Here is a 20,119-nt window from a genome sequence, read left to right as displayed (position 1 = left end):
CGGCACCGCCTTGGAATATTTTGGAGGATACGCTATAATAAAGCCAGAATATCCAAACGGAGGAGGGCTTTTCATGTGGGACCAGCAAGAGACGCGCCGTGAGCCGCTGCCCGATGGAACAGTGCTGTGCACAGAGAACGGACGGTTCACGATCCAAAAGTACATCACGTCGGGCGGCTTTGCGCTGCTCTATCAGGCGCAGGAAGAAGGGCAGATGTATCCGGTCATCCTCAAGGAGCATTTCCCACGGCAGGGTTATGTCCGGGTGGGCGGGGCTATTCTGCCGGAGGAAGCCGCAGCCTTGCCGGAGAATGATCCGGAGCGTAAAAAAAGAATTGAAAAGATGCAGACGCTTTTTGACGAGCGGGCCAATCGCGAGATCCGCGTCGGGCAGCAGAGCCGCCAGCGCACCCGGCTCACGGTGCCGGTGGACCGAAAGCTTTCGGTACGGTCGATCCAGCTGCCGGGAAAAGACCCCTGCACGCCGCCGTACAGCTGCATTCTGGAAATGGAGTGCCTTACCGAGCGGCAGGGCTTCTGGCTGAAAGATCTGTTGGAAGAAGCCGCCCAGCCCTGCAGTTCGGATCATCCTTTCGGCAACAGACGGCCGGGCTGCAGAAATTCTGTGCCGCAGTTCGCAAAGACGGTGGATCTGTTCTGCGCCCTGCTGGCGAACCTGAAACGCATCCACAGCGATGAGGATGGCAGCGGCTGCATCCATGGCGACATCAGCGCAGGCAATCTCTTTGTGGACGGCAGCCTGTCCGACGGCACGATCTTGGCCGTGTCCCTGCTGGACTTCGGCAGCGGCTGGGACGAAGAGACCGGGCCGGAGAGCGAGGTGTTCAGCACACCGGGCTTCCGTGCACCGGAACTGCAAAACGGCGGGACACCGACCCCGGCGTCCGACGTTTACGCGGTGGGGCGGCTGTTCTATGCCCTGCTGGACCCTATAGCGGCGCGCAATCTGCGGCTGGAGCGGGACCTGAGCTTCCTGGAAAGGGATGTGACGCTGACCGCAAGCCAAGCAAGACCTTCCGGGCTGGAAGGTTCCCTGCTGGCTCAGGTGAACGCGCTGCTGACCGCTGCCGCAAAGGAAGCCCCCGAAGAACGCATCACGCTGGAAGAGATGGCGCGGCAGATGGATGAGTGGCGCCGCCGCCTGACGCCGCCGGTATGGAGCCTTGCCCAGAATGCAGGCGCGCTGAACAATAACGAGGTGAAGGGCCGCGACGAGGACGTAAAGAACCTGCTGAACGAACTGGAAAACGAAAAGCGGAACCCCCATGTGCTGTGGGGCTTTGCGGGCATGGGCAAAACCAAAATGGCGCTTGCCGCCGCCCACGGATGGCAGCAGCGCCACCCTCTGGGCAGAACGTATTTCGTCCGCTTTCCCGGCACGCTGGAGGCGCTGTACACCGACACCTTCGCCCATGCCATGCCGGTGGAGCGCGGCGGGCCCGACCTGATTGGGGACGTGCAAAAGCTGCTGTGCGAGAACCTGTCGGAGCTGGACCTGCTGGTCATCGACAACTTTGACCGCGATGAGGCCTCGTCCTGGGCCGAGCTGACCGGCGCCAGCGGCAGTCTGGAGCAGCAGCTCTACCAGCAGCTGTGCGCCCTGCCCTGCCGCCTGCTGCTGACCACGCGGCAGAATCTGGAACATGCGGCGGGCGGGCGCTTTTTCGAGATCAACTCCCTGAAGGAAGACGTCCTGCTGGACATCCTGCGGGGCGGCTCTCGGGGGCTGCCGGACTCGGACGACGACACCCTCCGACATATCCTCCGGCTGGTGGAGCGCCACACCATGACCGTCACCATGGTGGCCGCCCTGATGCAGTTCACCCACATCCCGGCCGGGCAGATCGCCGAGGACCTGAGCAAGGGCCAAACCATCCGGGACAACAGTCTGGAAATGCTCATCCCCAGCGAAAAGGACGGCGAGAGCCGCAACGGCACCGTGCTGCAGAACCTGACCACCCTGTTCGGGCTGGCGAAGCTGACCCCGCCGATGCGGACCCTGCTGCACCGCGCCATGTTCATCGGGGAGAGCGGGATCTCGCGGGAGCTGTTCCTCAACGCCTGCGGCCTGCGGCCGGACGACAGGGATTTCCACGCGCTGGTGGATCTGCGCTACCTGAACAGCACGGGCAGCGAGAAAGACGAGTACCTTGTCCCCCACACCCTCATCCGCAAGCTGTGCAGCCTGCGGGAGCCGGGGGCTGACGGAGAGGATGACGCCCATTTTCTGGACGGACTGTGGGAGTTTCAGGAGACGCCCGCCGACCGACGCAGCACCGCCGATATTTACTCCGCTGTGCTGGGAAAGTCCGACCCGGACGCCCGGCTCGACACCCCGCAGAAGAAGCTCTGGGCCTACCGCGCCGCGAGCCTGTACTTCCGACTTGCCGATTTCAAGAAGGCTGCGAAGTGGAACAACGCCATGATCATCGCGGAAAAGGCGCAGCCCGCCCTGCACTGGACGCTGCCGCAGCTGTATGAGAACCGGGCACTCATCTTCCGGGACCGGAAGCAGCCGCCGGAGGAGTTCGACGCCGCCATAAAAGCGATGGAATGCCTGAATGAGCTGGGCCCTTTGGAGCAAAACCCCAGTGCCGCAGCCTCAATTTATGAGACGCTTGGCCGGGCATACGGCGATGTTGGAGAGCTCCTGCTGCGGGGGCTGAGCCCCGAGGACCGGGAGGCCCTGCTGGAGCTGACCTGCCATGCCGACGCGCTTGCCTTTGGCGAGGACAGCGTGTGGGCAGGCCGGACGGATAAACGTGACTATGACGACCGCCAGCGTACCTGCTACGAGTACGCCGCAAGGCTGCGTGAAGAGCGGTTCACGTTCCACAGCTCGGACACCTTCCGCACCTACATCAATCTGGCCTACTGCGCCGGTGTGCGGGGCAAAAACGAGCCGGAGCATCTCCGGCAGGAGGCCGCACGGCAGCTGCGCTGGAGCCGGCAGGCCCTCGATATCTCCGAGAGATGCAGCACCGGCGCTTATAGCAACATCGGCCTTGCTTATGGCGCGCTGGGAGACCATGTCCCCGAGAAAGAGGCCTTCGAGACCCTGCTGGAGCGCCGCCGCCACAACTCGCAGCGCGGCGACAGCCGCCTGTACGAGCTGCAGGCCCTGCTGTATCTCATCGAAGCCTGCAAGCATGGCGGAGACAACGAAGAGGCGTCGAAACGATACAAGGAAGTTCAGGCGCTCGCCAAGCAGCTGGGCGTGGAGGAGCTATTTGCCCATAAGCTGGAGGAAGCCGGAGAGGGGCTTCTCTGACCCATAAGGAAACATTTGAACTTGGAGTTGTTCTTGAAAACACCAAAGATGCCGTTGACCTGAATCGAATGGTTCATACTCGGAGAACACTACGTTCAGAAGCAAGATTCTCGAAAGAGGATTTTCTGCACACTAGGACTTCTTTATTTTTCTCTGGTTTACAGGTTTGAAACAACTTTCCCGAAGTGTACAGCCGGAGTAGTCTCATAAAGGTAATAATTCGTGATCGTAATAAATCTTGCATCTTTCTTTGAACTGGAATGGGTGCAGTGGGGTCAGGGTTCGAGTCCCTGGAGGTGCGCTCACAAAATGGCGTTAAATCGTAAGATTTGACGCTCTTTTTCGTTATGTAACCCCGAAAAATCGAGGGAAACTTTGGTAAAAAGAGAGAGCCGGACGGTGCCAGCCTACGTGACTTGATATGAAGTGCCGGAGATATTGTCGTTAGTTGCGTACGATAGAACGGCAATAGCGTTCACTACTTTCTGAAATCAAATTGGCAGAAGATCATGTAGCAACGAACTTTTTACTTAATTGCACAAAAAATATGCGCTGACTATGTGCAAATGAATGAAAACGTCGAAATGATGTTGACTTTTTCAAAAGTTGTGATATCTTGTAAGCGTAGCTACGGACAATTGAATCAGCCGTCTTGATGCGGATTGTTACTGGAAGCAGGCAATACCAAAAGTACGGAACATGTGTGAACTTTGGCACAGGTTTTGCTATTTTGGGATTGGCTGTATTTTTTTGTCCTTTTTTGCGCAAAAATGCGATAAATCGTAAGAACGCTGCCTTGCAGCAGGCGGAGGAAACACCGTTGAAAATTGCAAAGGTTCTGAACAACAATATCGTCATTGCGGTCAATGAACGCGGCGAAGATGTCATTGCCATGGGCTGCGGAATCGCCTTTGGCAAAAAGCGCGGCGACGCGCTGGACCCCGCTAAGGTGGAGCGGCTCTTCACGAACAGTGTGCCGGAACTTTCCGGCCGGTTCGAAGAACTGGCAAAGGCCATCCCGGCGGAGTACATCGAAGCAGCCGAAAAGGTGATTGCCATGGCAAAGATGCAGCTGGGCAAGGAGTTGGCAGATAACCTGTATCTGTCGCTGGCCGACCACATCTATTTTACCATTCAGCGGTGGCACAGTAATATGCTGATCCGAAACCGTCTGCTGCTGGAAACGCGGATGCTCTACCCGGACGAGTTCCGGGCCGGGCAGGATGCAGTCAAATATCTGGACGAGCAGTTCAAGGTCGATCTGCCGGAGGATGAAGCGGCCTTTATTGCTTTGCATTTCGTGAATGCAAGCATGGGCATGCAGATGAATGAGACCGTGCAGATCACCCAGATCGTGCAGGAAGTCAGCAGCGTTATCCGTAACTATTTTCATCTGGAATTCGACCCTGATTCGTTGGATTACTTCCGTATGGTCACTCACATCAAATTTTTTGCGCAGCGTATCGTTGCGGGAACCTCGCTGACCTCGGATGAATCGGACATGCAGCTCTACGAGATGGTGCGCCAGAAATACGAACAGTCTTTTGCCTGTGTGCAGAGGATCGTGAGCTATCTGGAAAAGCAGTACCACACCGCCGTTTCCGGCACCGAGCAGATGTACCTGACCATCCATATAGAGCGTGTGCGCCGCAGCATACAGGAAAAAAGTAAGGAGAAACTGTTATGAATGCAGATAAACTTGCCGAACGGATCGTAAAAGAAGTCGGCGGCAAAAACAATATCAAAGAGATGTTCCACTGTGTCACCCGTCTGCGCTTCTACCTGAAAGACCGCAGTGTGGTGGATGAAGAGCGCATCAAGAAGCTGGACGGTGTACTGGGCGTGCAGTTCGCCACCGATCAGTTACAGATCATCATCGGCAACGAGGTGGGCACTGTTTACAATGCCATCATCAACAAAGTTGGCTTTATCATGGACGATGCCACCGCCGAGAAGAAAAAGAAGATGCGCATCGGCGGCATCTTTGAGACCATTTCGGCTATCATCCTGCCGGTGATCCCCGCCATGGCCGGTACCGGCATCCTCAAGGGTATCATCACCATCATGACCAGCTATCTGGGCTTTGATTCGGCATCCTCCCTCATCAAGATGATGACAATTGCCGCCGACTGTGTGTTCTACTTCCTGCCGTTCTTCATTGCATGGTCGGCAGCAAAGCGGTTCAAGACGGACACGGCGCTGGCTCTGATGTGCGCAGGCTTTATGCTGTACCCCACCATGACCGCCGGTCTGGCCGAGGGCGCTTCCCCGATGAGCCTGTTCGGCCTGCCTATCCCCTTTGTCAAGTACGCATCCAGCAGCATTCCCATCATCCTGACCGTGCTGGTGCTGAAATACGTGTACCAGTTCTTCGATAAGATCATTCCACAGATGCTCAAGCTGGTCTTTGTGCCCATGTTCACCGCATTGGTCATGTGCCCCATCGCTCTGGGCGTCACCGGCCCCATCGCAAACTACATCAGCAAAGGCATCGCATGGCTGTTCACTGGCATGTTCGCCGTTTCTCCGCTGCTGGCCGGTGCCGTCATCGGCGCTACCCGTTCTCTGCTGGTCTTTACCGGTATGCATCTGTCTCTGGGTGCTGTCTGCCTGCAGAACATTACCCAGTACGGCTATGACTACATCCTGCCTGTGAACACGATGGGTACTCTGGCCATCGTCGGCACCTGCCTGGGCGTCTGGGTCAAGGCAAAGAAGGAAGAAAACAAGTCCGTTGCAATGTCTGCCTTCATCTCCTCCTTCATCGGCATCACCGAGCCTGGTATCTACGGCGTCCTGCTCAAGTACAAGAAGGCTCTGATCGCTGACATCATCGCTGGCGGTGTGGCTGGTGCTTTCGTCGCTGTGGGCGGCGGTCATGCTACCGCATACGTCAACTCCTGCATCCTGTCTCTGCCCGTTTTCGTGGGCGACGGCTTCGCTTTCGTCTGCATCGGCATGGCAATTGCCGCTGCTCTGGGCTTCGGCCTGGTCATGGTCATGGGCATTGATGAGGGTGGCGACGCACCCGAGGCGGTCGCACCTGTCCATGCAGAAGTCCCCGCAGGTGAGTCCATCACGGAGACCGCCGCAGCTCCTGCGGACGGCACTCTGCTGCCCTTGAGTGAGGTGCCCGACAATGTGTTCGCTGCCGGTACTCTGGGCAAGGGCGTGGCTGTGGAGCCCACTGACGGCAAGTTCTACGCACCCTTCAATGGCACCGTCGGCACCGGAACCGGCGGCCACGCAGTGTGCCTTGTGTCTGATGGCGGCGTGGAACTGTTGATCCACATTGGCATCGACACCGTAAACCTCAAGGGCAAGCACTTTGCCATCAAGGTCAAGGAGGGCGACAAGGTGAAGGCTGGTGACCTGCTGGCCGAGGTGGATGTGGCTGCGGTGCGCGCCGAGGGCTACAAGACCACCACCCCGATCATTGTTACCAACAGCGATGATTATCTGGATGTGTTTGCAGCAGCCGAGAGCGGCAGTATCCGCCACGGTGACAAACTGCTGACTGTGATCAAGAAAGGATAAAAGCTATGGAAAACGCACGTTATACTTTCCCGGAAGGCTTTCTCTGGGGCGGCGCAGAAGCCGCTAACCAGTGTGAGGGTGCCTGGAACGAGGGCGGCAAGGGCATGACCGTTCAGGACTGCCTGCCTTACCGCAACGTAGGTGTGGCGGACTATACCAAGCAGTTTGCCTACAGCACTGCTGACCTGGAAGCTGCCCTCAAGGCCGGCCCCGAGGACAACTACCCCAAGCGCCATGGCACCGACTTCTATCACCATTATAAAGAGGATATCGCCCTGATGGCCGAGATGGGCTACAAGGTGTTCCGTACCTCCATCTGCTGGAGCCGCATCTTCACCGACCCCCGGGATGAAAAGCCCAACGAAGAGGGCATTGCCTTCTACGAGGATGTGTTCAAGGAGTGCAAGGCCCACGGCATTGAGCCGCTGGTCACCCTGAGCCACTATGACCCGCCGCTGGCCCTTGTGACCGACTTCAACGGCTGGGCATCCCGCGAGGTGATCGACCTCTTTATCGAGTACGCCCGCGTCTGCTTTGAGCGCTTTGGCAAGTACGTCAAATACTGGCTCACCTTCAACGAGGTGGACGCCATGCTGCGCCACTCCGTTACCAGCGGCGCGCTGATCCCGGACCGCTTCCCGGGCCAGAACTTTGACCAGATCGTGTATCAGGCCATGCATCACCAGATGGTGGCCAGCGCTCTGGCCGTCAAGCTGGGCCATGAGCTGTGCCCAGGGGCCATGATCGGCTGCATGATGACCCGCCTGTGCTTCTATGCCTACACCTGCAAGCCGGAGGACAACCTCGCCACCCAGCAGCGGATGCGCGGCATCTACCGCTACGTAGACATTCAGGTGTTCGGCGAGTACCCCCGCTACCTGCTCAAGGAGATCGAGCGCAAGGGCCTGCACATTAAGACGCAGCCCGAGGACGCCCAGATCCTGAAAGAGGGAACGGTGGACTTTGTGAGCTTCAGCTACTACATGACCAGCTGTATGGCGGCCCAGACCGACGGTCTGGAGATGTCCCCCGGCAACACGGTCAACGGTGTGAAGAACCCTTACCTGACCTCCAGCGAGTGGGGCTGGCAGACCGACCCCATCGGCCTGCGTATCTCTCTGGTGGAGCTGTACGACCGCTTCCGCAAACCGCTGTTCATCGTGGAGAACGGTCTGGGTGCCCGCGATACCCTGACCGAGGACGGCAAGGTGCACGACCCCTACCGCATCGAATACCTCAAGGAACACGTCAAGGCCATGAGCGATGCCATCAACATTGACGGCGTAGACCTGATCGGCTACACCTGGTGGGGCTGCATTGACCTGATCTCCGAGTCCACCCGCCAGATGTCCAAGCGTTACGGCTTTGTGTACGTCGATCTGGACGACGAGGGCCGCGGCACCTATAAGCGCTACCGCAAGGACAGCTTCTACTATTATAAAAAGCTCATTGCTGCAAATGGCAATGTGGATGCGGTAAATGAATAATCTGGACACATTGTAAACTAAAATAGAAAGCAAGCAAGTAAGTGTATCAGCTTTGGTAGGGATTTTATCAAAGATATGATGCACTTGCTTCTTTTTTCAAAAGGTAATATTCATTGAATGCCCAAATCCCTGCCATGAAGCCCCAGAACAACCGACAGAGTAAGCCCAAGCCGGCAGTGTTTCTGATGGATTTTGAACCAGAAATGCTGCTTTTTCTGTTCAAAAACCGGAAAAACAGCAGTTTGTGCCCTTGAATTGCCCGAAAAGCTTGCAGGAATGCAGGTTTTTGTGGTAATATTTAAGATATGTTCCCGTTGAGGGGAAGAAAGAGAGGGGTAATCAAATGATCAATATCTGCATCATTGCCACCATTGTGATCTATCTGGTGGGAATGCTGCTGGTTGGCTTTGTCTACAGCAAGTCCAACGAGGACAGCAGCGATTTCTACCTCGGTGGCCGTACGATGGGCCCGCTGGTCACGGCTATGAGCGCCGAAGCCAGCGATATGTCCAGCTGGCTGCTGATGGGTATGCCGGGCCTTGCATATCTCACCGGCATCGCGTCGCCGGGCTGGACGGCCATCGGCCTTGCCGTGGGCACTTGGCTCAACTGGCTCATCGTGGCCCGCCGCCTGCGCCGCTACTCGGCCAATCTGGATGCCATCACGGTGCCGCAGTTCCTTTCCCTGCGGTTCCATGACCAGCGCAACCTGCTCAACGCGCTGGGCGCGGTCATCATCATCGTATTCTTCATCCCGTACACCGCTTCCGGCTTTGCCGCCTGCGGCAAGCTGTTCAACAGCCTGTTTGGCGTGGATTATATGGCGGCCATGGTCCTGTCCGCTGTGGTCATCGTGGGCTACACCATCATGGGCGGCTTCCGCGCTGTGTCTACCACCGACCTGATCCAGTCCGTTGTCATGAGCATGGCGCTGATCGCGGTGCTGGTGTATGGCGTCAATGTGGCAGGCGGCTGGGATGTGGTTCTGGACAACGCCCGCAGCCTGCCCGGCTACCTGACCATGGCTGCAAGCCACAATGCGGCAGACAACACCGCCACCTCCTACAGTCTGCTGGACATCGCGTCCACGCTGGCATGGGGTCTGGGCTACTTCGGCATGCCCCACATCCTGCTGCGCTTCATGGCCATTGAGGACGAAAAGAAGCTGGTGCTCAGCCGCCGCATTGCAAGCGTGTGGGTGGTCATTGCCATGACCGCTTCCATCGTCATCGGCATGGTGGGTCTGGGCATGACCAAGGCGGGCGCACTGGAGTTCCTGAGCGGCGCTTCCAGCGAGACCCTGATCGTGCGGGTGGCCAGCCTGATCGCTCAGCACGGCGTGCTGGCAGCCATTCTGGCAGGTCTGATCCTTGCCGGCATCCTTGCCGCTACCATGTCTACCGCCGACAGCCAGATGCTGGCAGCGGCCTCCAGCGTATCCCAGAACATCCTGCAGGAGTTCGGCCACATGAAGCTGACCGAGAAACAGAGCCTGTTCGCTGCCCGCCTGACCATCATCTGCATCAGCGTGGTGGGCGTGGTGCTGGCCCGCGACCCCAACTCCAGCGTGTTCGGCATCGTCAGCTTTGCATGGGCCGGCTTTGGCGGCTCCTTTGGTGCAGTGGTGCTGTGCTCCCTGTTCTGGAAGCGCTGCAACTGGCAGGGCGCTCTGGCCGGTATGCTCTCCGGCGGACTGATGGTCTTTGTATGGAAGTACATCATCAGCCCGCTGGGCGGCGTGTTTGGCATCTACGAGCTGCTGCCTGCCTTCCTGGTGTCTCTGATGGTCTGTGTTGTGGTGAGCCTTGTTACCCCGGCACCCTCGGCAGAGATCGAGGCAGAGTTCGACGCTGCCAAGTAAAAACGATTGGGAATGCCCTCCGCTGTGCTCTGGGCATCAATATCGGAAAAATATTTTTAGATAGTGCAAACCGGCAAAGCCTGCGGGCTTTGCCGGTTTGCTTTTTCACGGATGAGGTCGCAGAGGAAAACTGCATTTAATTCAAAAGGATCAGCCATGCTTCGCAGCATGGAAGCAGAAATCCAAAACAGAAAAAGAACAGAAGATCCAGCACGAGCCGCATCAGACGGGTAAGCGGCGTGCCGAAAGACATGGCATGAATGATAAAAAGATTCACCTCACCCCAGCGCCGGTAGTAACCGGTTTGCTCAAAATTGTTCCAGAGCTCAAGAGATAGAAATTCAAATCCGGCAAACAATGGAAAAATGACCAGGGAGGACATCCAGCCGTCGGCCTGAAGCGAACCATCGCTGAGAGTCCGCCAGTGCACAGCTAATCTGCCTGGACAGGCAAAAATTCCCCACAGGGCAAGTGCAATGCTTAATGCAAGAAGAGCAGTACGCACAGAATGCCAGTCTACAGTGTGCTGGCGGCGCAGCATGGTGAAAAAATCTTCCAGAGGAACGGGAGGAGTGTTATCTTTTTGACGGGAGTCATGACAGTGCATCAGGTCAGCGAGGGTCAGGCCCAGCACATCGGCCAGCGGCTCCAGCGTGTTGATGTCTGGCAGCCCGATGCCGCGTTCCCAGCGGCTGACGGCTTTATCCGTAACGTGAAGCTGCTGAGCCAGTTCGTCCTGCGTCATGTTCCGCTCCCGGCGCACTTGTGCAAGGAATGCACCAAATTCTTTTGCATCCATTCTGCTCACATCCTTTTCCACAGGATAACACAGAAATGTGGAAAACACAACCGACGGAACGTTTACCTTCTGGTTTACAAAACAAAAAGGACGTGCTCCCTTGCGGGAACACGTCCTTTTTACTGCTTACATATAAGTATCAGGCAGAGATCAGCTTACAGCTGGGGGCCGGCAGAGACCAGAGCCTTGCCGTGCTCGTTGCCCTCGTACTTCTTGAAGTTCTTGATGAAGCGGCTTGCCAGATCCTTGGCCTTCTCTTCCCACTGGGAAGCGTCAGCGTAGGTGTCGCGAGGATCCAGAATGCCGGTGTCCACGCCGTTCAGCACGGTGGGAACCTCGAAGTCGAAGTAGGGGATCTTCTTGGTGGGCACATTGTTGATGTCGCCGTTCAGGATAGCGTCGATGATGCCGCGGGTATCCTTGATGGAGATGCGCTTGCCGGTGCCGTTCCAGCCGGTGTTGACCAGATAAGCCTTGGCGCCGCTCTTCTGCATCTTCTTGACCAGCTCCTCAGCATACTTGGTGGGGTGCAGCTCCAGGAAGGCCTGGCCGAAGCATGCAGAGAAGGTGGGGGTGGGCTCGGTGATGCCGCGCTCGGTGCCTGCCAGCTTTGCAGTGAAGCCGGACAGGAAGTAGTACTGGGTCTGCTCGGGGCTCAGGATGGAGACCGGGGGCAGAACGCCGAATGCGTCAGCAGACAGGAAGATGACATTCTTTGCAGCGGGTGCAGAAGAAATGGGACGGACGATGTTCTTGATGTGGTTGATGGGGTAGGACACACGGGTGTTCTCGGTAACGCTCTTATCAGCGAAATCGATGTGGCCCTCAGCATCCAGAGTGACGTTCTCCAGCAGAGCGTTGCGCTTGATGGCGTTGTAGATATCGGGCTCGGAGTCCTTATCCAGGTTGATGACCTTTGCGTAGCAGCCGCCCTCGAAGTTGAACACGCCGTTGTCGTCCCAGCCGTGCTCGTCATCGCCGATCAGCAGACGCTTGGGATCGGTGGACAGGGTGGTCTTGCCGGTGCCGGACAGACCGAAGAAGATAGCGGTGTTCTCGCCGTTCAGGTCGGTGTTGGCAGAGCAGTGCATGGAAGCCATGCCCTTCAGCGGCAGGAAGTAGTTCATCATGGAGAACATGCCCTTCTTCATCTCGCCGCCGTACCAGGTGTTCACGATGACCTGCTCCTTGCTGGTGATGTTGAACACAACAGCAGTCTCAGAGTTCAGGCCCAGCTCCTTGTAGTTCTCAACCTTGGCCTTGGATGCGTTGTAGACAACGAAATCGGGCTCAAAGTTCTCCAGCTCCTCAGCGGTGGGCTTGATGAACATGTTGGTGACGAAGTGTGCCTGCCATGCAACTTCCATGACAAAGCGGATGGCCATGCGGGTATCCTTGTTGGCACCGCAGAATGCATCCACCACGTACAGGCGCTTGTTGGACAGCTCCTTCTGAGCAATAGCCTTCACAGCAGCCCATGCTTCCTGAGAAGCGGGGTGGTTGTCGTTCTTGTACTCGTCAGAAGTCCACCACACGGTGTCCTTGGAGTTCTCGTCCATAACGATGAACTTGTCCTTGGGAGAACGGCCGGTGTAGATGCCGGTCATAACGTTCACAGCACCCAGCTCGCTGACCTGGCCCTTTTCGTAGCCTTCCAGACCGGGCTTGGTCTCTTCCTCGAACAGCTGCTCGTAGGAGGGGTTGTACACGATCTCAGTCGTGCCGGTAATGCCATACTTGGTAAGATCCAACTTTGCCATATTCGCTATACCTCTACTTTCGTTTGATCCATACGTCCTGTATAGGGCACAGCGTTTCCCGGCGGGCCGGGCGCTGCGCAGAAGGCTTGCAGTTTGTAAATGCAAATTCTCCTGTTTACCATTATACATAAAAGCCTTGCAAAATCAATAAATAAACCGTACTATTTGCAGAAAAGAAACAAATTTCATTAAGAAATTTAACTGCCTGAAACAATTTCAGGAAACAAAAGCAGGGGGCGAGGCCTGAAAAAATAAGGTGGAACGGCGGGAAAACAATTTTTTGATAAAATTTTGACGAGCCGGGATGCATGGCGGGATGCATGAAAAAACTGCACATAAAAACGGCCCTTCCCGCAAAACGGCGCGGCAGGGAAGAGCGGAACAGAATCCACAGCCCGATTTGTGCAAAATTTACGAGATTTTGACGATTTTTATGGCAAAGAAACTTTGCCTGTGGTATACTGTATCTGACAAAAGGACAGCCCCGCTTTTTCTGCGTGCTGCATATAAAAAGGAAAAAGATCATGAAGACCATCTATATCCTGCTCACCCGGTCGGGTACCCTGCTTTCAGACCTTGTTTACGCTGTTACCGGTGCAAATTATACCCACGCTTCGCTGGCTTTTGACGAAGACCTGAGCTGCCTGTACAGCTCTACCCGCAAAAACGGCTATACCATGTTCCCGGCGGGGCCCAGCAGGGAATACCTGAACCGGGGCGTGTTTCGTCTGCGGGAGAATGTGCCCTGCGCGCTGTATGCGCTGGATGTGAGCGATGAAGCCTACACCCGTGCCCGCCGCCGTGCCGAGCACATGATGGCCCACGGCAGCCTTTACCGGTTCAACGTCATCGGTCTTGCGCTCTGCGGAATGCATATCCGCTGGAACCGCCGCCGGCACTATTTCTGCTCCCAGTTCGTCAGCGAGGTGCTGGAAAAGAGCGGTGCCATGGAGCTGCCCAAGCACAGCACCCTGATGCACCCGAACGACTACACCCGGCTGGAAGAGCTGCGGTGCGTATACAGGGGCACACTGGCCGGTCTGCCGCAGCGCCAGCAGATGGAATTTGACCAGAACGATACGGTGATCGGCGTATATCTGGGGCTGGCGCTGGGCCTGTTCCACACCGGCGCGGCCCGGGTGCGGGCGATTTTTTAAAAAAATGAAATTTTGTGTTGACAAAGCAGCTGCGCTATGCTAAAATAGTCGAGTCGGGAGCGAACGCCCGATGCAAAATGGACGTATGGCCCGTTGGTCAAGCGGTTAAGACAGAGGCCTCTCACGCCTTTAACATCGGTTCGATTCCGGTACGGGTCACCATTTTATAGTAGTAAAACGGTCATGTGCCGTTTTATATAGATGCCTCTTTAGCTCAGTCGGTTAGAGCACCTGACTGTTAATCAGGGTGTCGCCTGTTCGAGTCAGGCAAGAGGCGCCAGCAAAGCGATGGAAGTTTTCCATCGCTTTTTTCTTTTTCCGCTGCTTTTGTTGACAGAAAATGCAGGGCGGGATATACTTAAAATAATAAGCGAAACAAGAGGAAACTCCTTCCGTCATTGCCTGCGGCAATGCCACCTCACTCTATGAGGGAGGCTTTGGCAAAACAGGAAACTTTGCCGCACCGCCAAAGGCCCCATCTCCGAGGGGGCTGGCACGGCGTAAGCCGTGACTGGGGGAGTTTGCCCTTTAAAAAAGGAGAACATCATGAAAAAAATCATTCTGACCGGCGACCGTCCCACCGGCCGTCTGCATGTGGGCCACTATGTCGGTTCCCTGAAGGAGCGGGTGCGCCTGCAGAACTCCGGCGAGTACGATGAGATCTACGTTATGATCGCCGATGCACAGGCTCTGACCGATAACGCCGACAACCCGGAAAAGGTGCGCCAGAACATCCTGCAGGTGGCGCTGGATTATCTGGCCTGCGGCATCGACCCCGCCAAGACCCATATTTTCATCCAGTCCATGGTGCCGGAATTGACGGAGCTGAGCTTCTACTATATGAACCTCGTCACCGTGAGCCGCCTGCAGCGCAACCCCACCGTCAAGAGCGAGATCCATATGCGCAACTTTGAGACCAGCATCCCGGTGGGCTTCTTCTGCTACCCCATCAGTCAGGCTGCGGACATCACCGCCTTCCACGCCACCACCGTGCCTGCCGGTGAGGACCAGAAGCCCATGATCGAGCAGTGCTGCGAGATCGTGCGCAAATTCAACGCCGTTTACGGCGATACCCTGACCGAGCCGGAGATCGTGCTGCCCCAGAACGCCGCCTGCCTGCGCCTGCCCGGCACCGACGGCAAGGCCAAGATGAGCAAGAGCCTCGGCAACTGCATCTACCTGTCCGAGGAGCCGGAGGACATCAAAAAGAAGGTCATGTCCATGTACACCGACCCCAACCACCTGCGGGTGCAGGACCCCGGCAAGGTGGAGGGTAACCCGGTGTTCATCTATCTGGACGCCTTCTGCCGCCCGGAGCACTTTGCAGAGTTCTGGCCGGAATACCAGAACCTCGACGAGGTAAAGGCGCACTACCAGCGCGGCGGTCTGGGCGATGTGAAGGTGAAAAAGTTCCTGAACAGCGTCATGCAGGCCGAGCTGGAGCCCATCCGCACCCGCCGCAAGGAGTGGGAGCAGCGCCTGCCCGAGGTGGTGGAGATCCTGAAAGAGGGCAGCGCCTACGCGGAAAAGACTGCCGCCGCCACGCTGGCCGAGGTGCGCAAGTCCATGCGCATCGATTACTTCGAGAACGATAATCTGCTGAAATAAAATCTATGAGAGCGTCCGAAACACCACAGTCGTTTCGGACACTCTTTTCTTTTACATTTTCAAACCGGGAAGGTCTGCCGTACAAAAGCTTCCCCTTCGGGGGAGCAGGCAATGCCTGAGAGGGTTCAAAAGGAGAATCAATATGTCAAAGACTGTATGGATCACCGGCGCAAGCTCCGGCATCGGGCAGGAGTTTGCACGCCGCTATGCAAAGCTGGGCTGCCGGCTCATCCTGACCGCCCGCCGCACCGACCGGCTGGAAGCGCTGGCCGCAAAACTGGGCACGCCCTGCCGCATCCTGCCCGCAGACCTTGCCCGGGAAGAGGACTGCCAGCGTCTTTTCAAGGAGCTGGAGGGGGAGACCATTGATATCTTTATCAACAACGCGGGCTTTGGCGTGTGCGGCAGCTATCTGGAGACCGACGACGCCCGGGAAGAGGAAATGATCCGGGTGAACGTGGAAGCCATGGCGCGGCTGTTCCGCTTTGCGGTGCGCAGGATGCACGCGGCAGGCGGCGGCACCATCCTGAACGTGGCATCCTCGGCGGGGCTGCTGCCCGGCGGGCCCTATATGGCGGGCTACTATGCAAGCAAGGCCTATGTGGTCAGCCTGACCCGGGGTGTTGCCCGGGAGCTGCAGGAGCTGCACAGCCCGGTCTACGTGTGTGCGCTCTGCCCGGGGCCGGTGGATACCGAGTTCAACGACCGGGCAGGGGTGGTGTTTGCCCTCCGGGGCATCACGCCGGAGTTCTGCGTACAGGAAGCCATGCACGGCATGATGCACCGCAGGACCATCATCGTGCCTTCGGCCTTTATGCGGGCGTGCACCACGGCGCAGAAGCTGCTGCCCGCCTCCCTGCTGATGCCCATTGTGGCACGGCAGCAGAAAAAGAAGATGGGATGATATAAGGAGACCGGACTGTGGGTTTGCAGTCCGGTCTTTTGCATCTGATATTAAAGTGCGATGCCCAGCAGCAGGAACAGCGCACCCAAAATACCCATGCCGCCCAGCGCGGCCTTGGTGAGCTGGCGGTCCCGCTTTTCATAATCCGCGGCGGCCTGCCCAACGTATACGGCACAGCCTGCGCTGCGGCCCTCCGGGGTACGGACCGTGACTATGGCTTTTCCGTCAGCCACGGCAGTGACGGTGCCGTCGGCGTCCACAACAGCTACAGAAGGGTCAGAGCTTGTCCATTGCAGTGCCACAGCGGAAGGTTCCTGTACAGCCACAGTGGGGATCAGGTCCTGCTGGCTGCCGATGCTGTGCAGCAAAAGAACGTCTGCATCCAGCGTGACTTTGCCAATTTCGGAAGTGACCGTTACGGTGCAGGTCAGCGTTTCTCCCTGCGTGGTGTATGCACTGATGACTGCCTTGCCGGGGGCCAGTGCCGTGACAAGGCCGCTGGCATCCACCGAAGCGACGGCCGGGGCGGAACTGCTCCACCGGTAAACGGAACACCCGGCACGGGAGACAGACTTTAGTGCCAGTTGGCGGCGGGGATTGGGATTCTGCCATGTCTGGGTCATCTCCAGTGCGGTCAGTTCCAGCTCGGAACGCTCGGTCACAGGCAGTTCCGGCTGTACTGTAATGATGTAAAGCGAGGATGCTTCGGTCTGGCTGGAAGAGACGGCCCCGGCAGACAAAGGCGCGGACAGCACCAGACAGCTCAGAGCCAGAGAAGCAAAGATGATTGCGTGTTTTTTCATAGCAGGACTCCTTTTTCTTTATGAGAATTATTCTTGATTTTGAGGATGCAGGAAAGTCATACTTATGTCAAGAAGAAACAGAGATAAGTCTGCAACTTTGTCAACAAGCCCAAATTTTTCCGACGAAATTGTGCGCACCGCTAATGACTGAAACCGTGTATACAAGATAAAACCGGAATTTTGCGGCTTTGCACGACTTTTCACGAAAAATTTTCCCTGAAAATTAAAAATACAGCAAAAATGCAGAAGAAAATGCCTTGACAGAGCCCAAAAAGAATGTTACCCTGTATACAAGAAGGATGCTAAAATCGAGAGTTCGGCTTTGGGCGTCCTGCAAGGCAAGAACGGGGCTTCCCCGCAAAGGAACAATTTGATTGGAGGACTCTATTATGGCACAGTGCACTCCCAAATCTTTTGATCTGACCGGCAAGGTCGCGCTGATCACCGGCGCATCTTATGGCATCGGCATGGCGATTGCAAAGGCAATGGCAGCCAACGGTGCAACCATCGTGTTCAACGACATCAAGCAGGAGCTGGTGGATAAGGGCATCGCTGCTTACACAGAAGCAGGCATCAAGGCTCACGGCTACGTCTGCGACGTTACCGATGAGGATGCCGTCAACGCCATGGTGGCAAAGATCACCGAGGAAGTTGGCCACATCAACATTCTGGTCAACAACGCCGGTATCATCAAGCGCATCCCCATGACCGAAATGAGCGCTGCTCAGTTCCGTCAGGTCATCGATGTTGACCTGAACGCTCCCTTCATCGTGGCAAAGGCCATCATCCCCGACATGATCGCACAGGGCGGCGGCAAGATCATCAACATCTGCTCCATGATGAGCGAGCTGGGCCGTGAGACCGTCTCCGCCTACGCTGCTGCCAAGGGCGGCCTGAAGATGCTCACCAAGAACATCGCTTCTGAGTACGGCCAGTACAACATCCAGTGCAACGGCATCGGACCCGGCTACATCGCTACCCCGCAGACCGCACCTCTGCGCGAGATCCAGCCCGACGGCAGCCGTCATCCCTTCGACCAGTTCATCGTTGCCAAGACCCCCGCAGGCCGCTGGGGCGAGGCAGAGGATCTGGGCGGACCCGCTGTCTTCCTGGCTTCCGAGGCTTCTGACTTTGTCAATGGCCTGATCCTGTACGTCGATGGCGGCATTCTGGCCTACATCGGCAAGCAGCCCCAGTAAGTTCTGAGGAGATCCCACAGATCTGAAAAAACGGGGACTGTTGCACAGCGCGTGTGACAGTCCCTTTTTGCATTTGTATGGGAAAGGATGATATGTTATAATGGAGAAAAACCATCAGGACATGCCATGGGTGCCCCACGCCGACATTGCCCCGGAACCCTGCGGCCCCGGGGTGCAGCGCCGCATTCTGGCCTACGGCAGGGACGCCATGTGCGTGGAAAACACCTTTGAGACCGGCGGCGTGGGTGCCATGCACTGTCACCCCCACACCCAGATCACCTATGTGGTGTCGGGCCGCTTCCGCTTTACCATCGGGGACGAGACCCGCGAGGTGGGCCCCGGCGACACCCTGCTCAAGCAGGACGGCGTGATGCACGGCTGCGTCTGTCTGGAAGCCGGCATCCTGCTGGACTTCTTCACCCCCATGCGGGAGGACTTTGTATAACACCTGCACCTGCAGGAGAAGATCATAAAAGGAGAAGAAACTACTATGAAGATCGCACTCATCAACGAGAACAGTCAGGCCGCCAAGAATGGCATCATTGAAGCCGCCCTGAAAAAGGTGGTGGAGCCCATGGGCCATGAGGTGGTCAACTACGGCATGTACGCCGCCGATGACGCCGCACAGCTGACCTATGTGCAGTGCGGCATTCTGGCCGCCATCCTGCTGAACAGCGGCGCTGCCGACTATGTTATCACCGGCTGCGGCACCGGTGAGGGTGCCATGCTGGCCCTGAACAGCTTCCCCGGCGTCATCTGCGGCCATGTGGAGGACCCCGTGGACGCCTACACCTTTGCCCACGTCAACGACGGCAACGCCGTTGCCATGCCCTTTGCCAAGGGCTTCGGCTGGGGCGGTGAGCTGAACCTCGAGTACTGCTTCGAGAAGCTGTTCGGCTTCGGCCACGGTCAGGGCTACCCCAAGGAGCGCGTGGAGCCTGAGCAGCGCAACAAGAAGATTCTGGACGGCGTGCGTGCCGCCACCTTCAAGCCGCTGATCGAGTGCCTGAAGAGCATCGATCAGGATCTGCTGAAGGGCGCTGTGGCCGGTGCAAAGTTCAGCGAGCTGTTCTTTGCTTCCTGCAAGGATGAGGAGCTGGCAGCATACGTCAAGACCCTGCTGTAAGGGGATGCCGCTATGGGATGGCTTTATCATCTGAACACCGTTGTCACGGAAGTTCTGGAAGGATTTCTGGTGACGGCGGTGCCCATGATCGCGGGTCTGGCCGAAGTGATCGGACTGTTCATCATCATTACCAGTCTGGCCAAGGCGACCTACCACTATATCCGGACGATATTCTTCAACGATCATCATGATTTCCACCACGAGATGAGCAGCGGCCTGACCACAGCGCTGGAGTTCCTGATGTCGGCGGAGATCGCCAAGACCTTCCTTTTGCAGAATCTGGAGTCGGTGGTGCCGCTGGCTGCCACCTTTGCGCTGCGTGCCATGATGAGCCTGATGCTGCACTGGGAAATGCAGGGCGGACACCGCTCCGGTCACAAAAAAGCAGAAAACGACACAGAAGCGGAAAAGAATGACTAGGATGCGGCTGAAAACAGAGTTTTGCCAAACTTTTGCCGCATTCCCTTTCTTCGTGTTGTGAAAAACGTAAAACCTTGACATGAGCCCTTGACACTTTTGCACAAAGGGACTATACTCTTGCCATCGAAAGCAAAGGCGCTGACGGAATTGATTCCGTCAGCGCCTT

The 20,119-nt window shown here is 57.0% G+C and carries 16 protein-coding genes and 2 tRNA genes; 14 read left to right on the top strand and 4 right to left on the bottom strand.

Going from position 1 to position 20,119, the window contains the following annotated elements; genetic code table 11:
• Positions 1–73 precede the first annotated feature (73 nt).
• The 5 genes from ACKXF9_RS01940 (at position 74) to ACKXF9_RS01920 (ending at position 10,177) form a co-directional block, all read left to right on the top strand.
• Positions 74–3,292, top strand: a complete 3,219-nt coding sequence (locus ACKXF9_RS01940) for a protein kinase domain-containing protein (protein WP_418265132.1) — start codon at positions 74–76, stop codon at positions 3,290–3,292.
• 820 nt (positions 3,293–4,112) lie between these two features.
• Positions 4,113–4,979 carry a BglG family transcription antiterminator LicT gene (gene licT / locus ACKXF9_RS01935; RefSeq protein WP_418265131.1) on the top strand — a complete coding sequence of 289 codons (867 nt, stop codon included), beginning with the start codon at positions 4,113–4,115 and terminating at the stop codon, positions 4,977–4,979.
• Complete coding sequence (locus tag ACKXF9_RS01930; RefSeq protein ID WP_418265130.1) at positions 4,976–6,829, top strand: glucose PTS transporter subunit IIA; 1,854 nt, start codon at positions 4,976–4,978, stop codon at positions 6,827–6,829. The genes licT and ACKXF9_RS01930 overlap by 4 nt, the downstream gene beginning before the upstream one ends.
• Positions 6,830–6,834: 5 nt before the next feature.
• Positions 6,835–8,316: a family 1 glycosylhydrolase gene (locus ACKXF9_RS01925; protein WP_418265129.1), complete on the top strand. Its 1,482-nt coding sequence runs from the start codon at positions 6,835–6,837 to the stop codon at positions 8,314–8,316.
• 343 nt (positions 8,317–8,659) lie between these two features.
• Complete coding sequence (locus ACKXF9_RS01920) at positions 8,660–10,177, top strand: sodium/proline symporter (protein ID WP_418265128.1); 1,518 nt, start codon at positions 8,660–8,662, stop codon at positions 10,175–10,177.
• Positions 10,178–10,313: 136 nt separating this feature from the next.
• Here the strand turns inward: ACKXF9_RS01920 and ACKXF9_RS01915 are convergent, their stop codons facing one another.
• The 3 genes from ACKXF9_RS01915 to ACKXF9_RS01905 form a co-directional block, all read right to left on the bottom strand.
• Positions 10,314–10,976, bottom strand: a complete 663-nt coding sequence (locus tag ACKXF9_RS01915; RefSeq protein WP_339395975.1) for a helix-turn-helix domain-containing protein — start codon at positions 10,974–10,976, stop codon at positions 10,314–10,316.
• 155 nt (positions 10,977–11,131) lie between these two features.
• Positions 11,132–12,736: a phosphoenolpyruvate carboxykinase (ATP) gene (pckA, locus tag ACKXF9_RS01910; protein WP_097774186.1), complete on the bottom strand. Its 1,605-nt coding sequence runs from the start codon at positions 12,734–12,736 to the stop codon at positions 11,132–11,134.
• A gap of 121 nt (positions 12,737–12,857) precedes the next feature.
• Positions 12,858–13,271 (bottom strand): hypothetical protein, encoded by a 414-nt coding sequence (locus tag ACKXF9_RS01905; protein WP_418265127.1) that lies wholly within the window; start codon positions 13,269–13,271, stop codon positions 12,858–12,860.
• Between ACKXF9_RS01905 and ACKXF9_RS01900 the strand changes: the two genes are divergently transcribed.
• From ACKXF9_RS01900 to ACKXF9_RS01880, 5 genes are all read left to right on the top strand, one after another.
• Positions 13,261–13,893 (top strand): hypothetical protein, encoded by a 633-nt coding sequence (locus ACKXF9_RS01900; RefSeq protein ID WP_418265126.1) that lies wholly within the window; start codon positions 13,261–13,263, stop codon positions 13,891–13,893. The genes ACKXF9_RS01905 and ACKXF9_RS01900 overlap by 11 nt on opposite strands.
• 87 nt (positions 13,894–13,980) lie before the next feature.
• Positions 13,981–14,055, top strand: a tRNA-Glu gene (locus ACKXF9_RS01895).
• Positions 14,056–14,096: 41 nt separating this feature from the next.
• Positions 14,097–14,173 (top strand) — tRNA-Asn (locus ACKXF9_RS01890).
• Between the two features lie 266 nt (positions 14,174–14,439).
• Positions 14,440–15,501 (top strand): tryptophan--tRNA ligase, encoded by a 1,062-nt coding sequence (gene trpS, locus ACKXF9_RS01885; protein WP_120121009.1) that lies wholly within the window; start codon positions 14,440–14,442, stop codon positions 15,499–15,501.
• Between the two features lie 142 nt (positions 15,502–15,643).
• Positions 15,644–16,405 carry an SDR family NAD(P)-dependent oxidoreductase gene (locus tag ACKXF9_RS01880; protein ID WP_418265125.1) on the top strand — a complete coding sequence of 254 codons (762 nt, stop codon included), beginning with the start codon at positions 15,644–15,646 and terminating at the stop codon, positions 16,403–16,405.
• Positions 16,406–16,455: 50 nt separating this feature from the next.
• Here ACKXF9_RS01880 and ACKXF9_RS01875 read toward each other — a convergent pair whose 3' ends face one another.
• Positions 16,456–17,208 (bottom strand): Ig-like domain-containing protein, encoded by a 753-nt coding sequence (locus ACKXF9_RS01875; RefSeq protein WP_418265124.1) that lies wholly within the window; start codon positions 17,206–17,208, stop codon positions 16,456–16,458.
• Between the two features lie 389 nt (positions 17,209–17,597).
• Here ACKXF9_RS01875 and ACKXF9_RS01870 point away from each other — a divergent pair, with 389 nt between their 5' ends.
• From ACKXF9_RS01870 to ACKXF9_RS01855, 4 genes are all read left to right on the top strand, one after another.
• Positions 17,598–18,407: a gluconate 5-dehydrogenase gene (locus ACKXF9_RS01870; protein ID WP_291013185.1), complete on the top strand. Its 810-nt coding sequence runs from the start codon at positions 17,598–17,600 to the stop codon at positions 18,405–18,407.
• A gap of 100 nt (positions 18,408–18,507) precedes the next feature.
• A complete protein-coding gene (locus tag ACKXF9_RS01865; RefSeq protein WP_339395980.1) occupies positions 18,508–18,852 on the top strand; it encodes a cupin domain-containing protein in 345 nt (114 codons plus the stop codon).
• Between the two features lie 45 nt (positions 18,853–18,897).
• A complete protein-coding gene (locus ACKXF9_RS01860; protein WP_097781014.1) occupies positions 18,898–19,533 on the top strand; it encodes an RpiB/LacA/LacB family sugar-phosphate isomerase in 636 nt (211 codons plus the stop codon).
• 12 nt (positions 19,534–19,545) lie between these two features.
• Positions 19,546–19,953, top strand: coding sequence for a DUF1622 domain-containing protein (locus ACKXF9_RS01855; protein ID WP_249237575.1), 408 nt, complete (start codon positions 19,546–19,548; stop codon positions 19,951–19,953).
• Positions 19,954–20,119 lie beyond the last annotated feature (166 nt).

The organism is Faecalibacterium sp. 9 (assembly GCF_048320955.1).
In the GTDB taxonomy this organism is placed as follows: domain Bacteria; phylum Bacillota; class Clostridia; order Oscillospirales; family Ruminococcaceae; genus Faecalibacterium; species Faecalibacterium wellingii.
The sequence above is the reverse complement of the archived record's forward strand: the minus strand, read 5'-3'. Positions and strand labels throughout refer to the sequence as shown.

Coding starts and splice junctions, on each gene's coding strand:
- ACKXF9_RS01915 (WP_339395975.1), bottom strand. CDS start 10,976: ATGGATGCAAAAGAATTTGGTGCATTCCTTGCACAAGTGCGCCGGGAG.
- ACKXF9_RS01875 (WP_418265124.1), bottom strand. CDS start 17,208: ATGAAAAAACACGCAATCATCTTTGCTTCTCTGGCTCTGAGCTGTCTG.
- ACKXF9_RS01865 (WP_339395980.1), top strand. CDS start 18,508: ATGGAGAAAAACCATCAGGACATGCCATGGGTGCCCCACGCCGACATT.
- ACKXF9_RS01870 (WP_291013185.1), top strand. CDS start 17,598: ATGGCACAGTGCACTCCCAAATCTTTTGATCTGACCGGCAAGGTCGCG.
- pckA (WP_097774186.1), bottom strand. CDS start 12,736: ATGGCAAAGTTGGATCTTACCAAGTATGGCATTACCGGCACGACTGAG.
- ACKXF9_RS01860 (WP_097781014.1), top strand. CDS start 18,898: ATGAAGATCGCACTCATCAACGAGAACAGTCAGGCCGCCAAGAATGGC.
- ACKXF9_RS01880 (WP_418265125.1), top strand. CDS start 15,644: ATGTCAAAGACTGTATGGATCACCGGCGCAAGCTCCGGCATCGGGCAG.
- ACKXF9_RS01940 (WP_418265132.1), top strand. CDS start 74: ATGTGGGACCAGCAAGAGACGCGCCGTGAGCCGCTGCCCGATGGAACA.
- ACKXF9_RS01930 (WP_418265130.1), top strand. CDS start 4,976: ATGAATGCAGATAAACTTGCCGAACGGATCGTAAAAGAAGTCGGCGGC.
- ACKXF9_RS01855 (WP_249237575.1), top strand. CDS start 19,546: ATGGGATGGCTTTATCATCTGAACACCGTTGTCACGGAAGTTCTGGAA.
- ACKXF9_RS01920 (WP_418265128.1), top strand. CDS start 8,660: ATGATCAATATCTGCATCATTGCCACCATTGTGATCTATCTGGTGGGA.
- ACKXF9_RS01905 (WP_418265127.1), bottom strand. CDS start 13,271: ATGGTCTTCATGATCTTTTTCCTTTTTATATGCAGCACGCAGAAAAAG.
- trpS (WP_120121009.1), top strand. CDS start 14,440: ATGAAAAAAATCATTCTGACCGGCGACCGTCCCACCGGCCGTCTGCAT.
- ACKXF9_RS01925 (WP_418265129.1), top strand. CDS start 6,835: ATGGAAAACGCACGTTATACTTTCCCGGAAGGCTTTCTCTGGGGCGGC.
- ACKXF9_RS01900 (WP_418265126.1), top strand. CDS start 13,261: ATGAAGACCATCTATATCCTGCTCACCCGGTCGGGTACCCTGCTTTCA.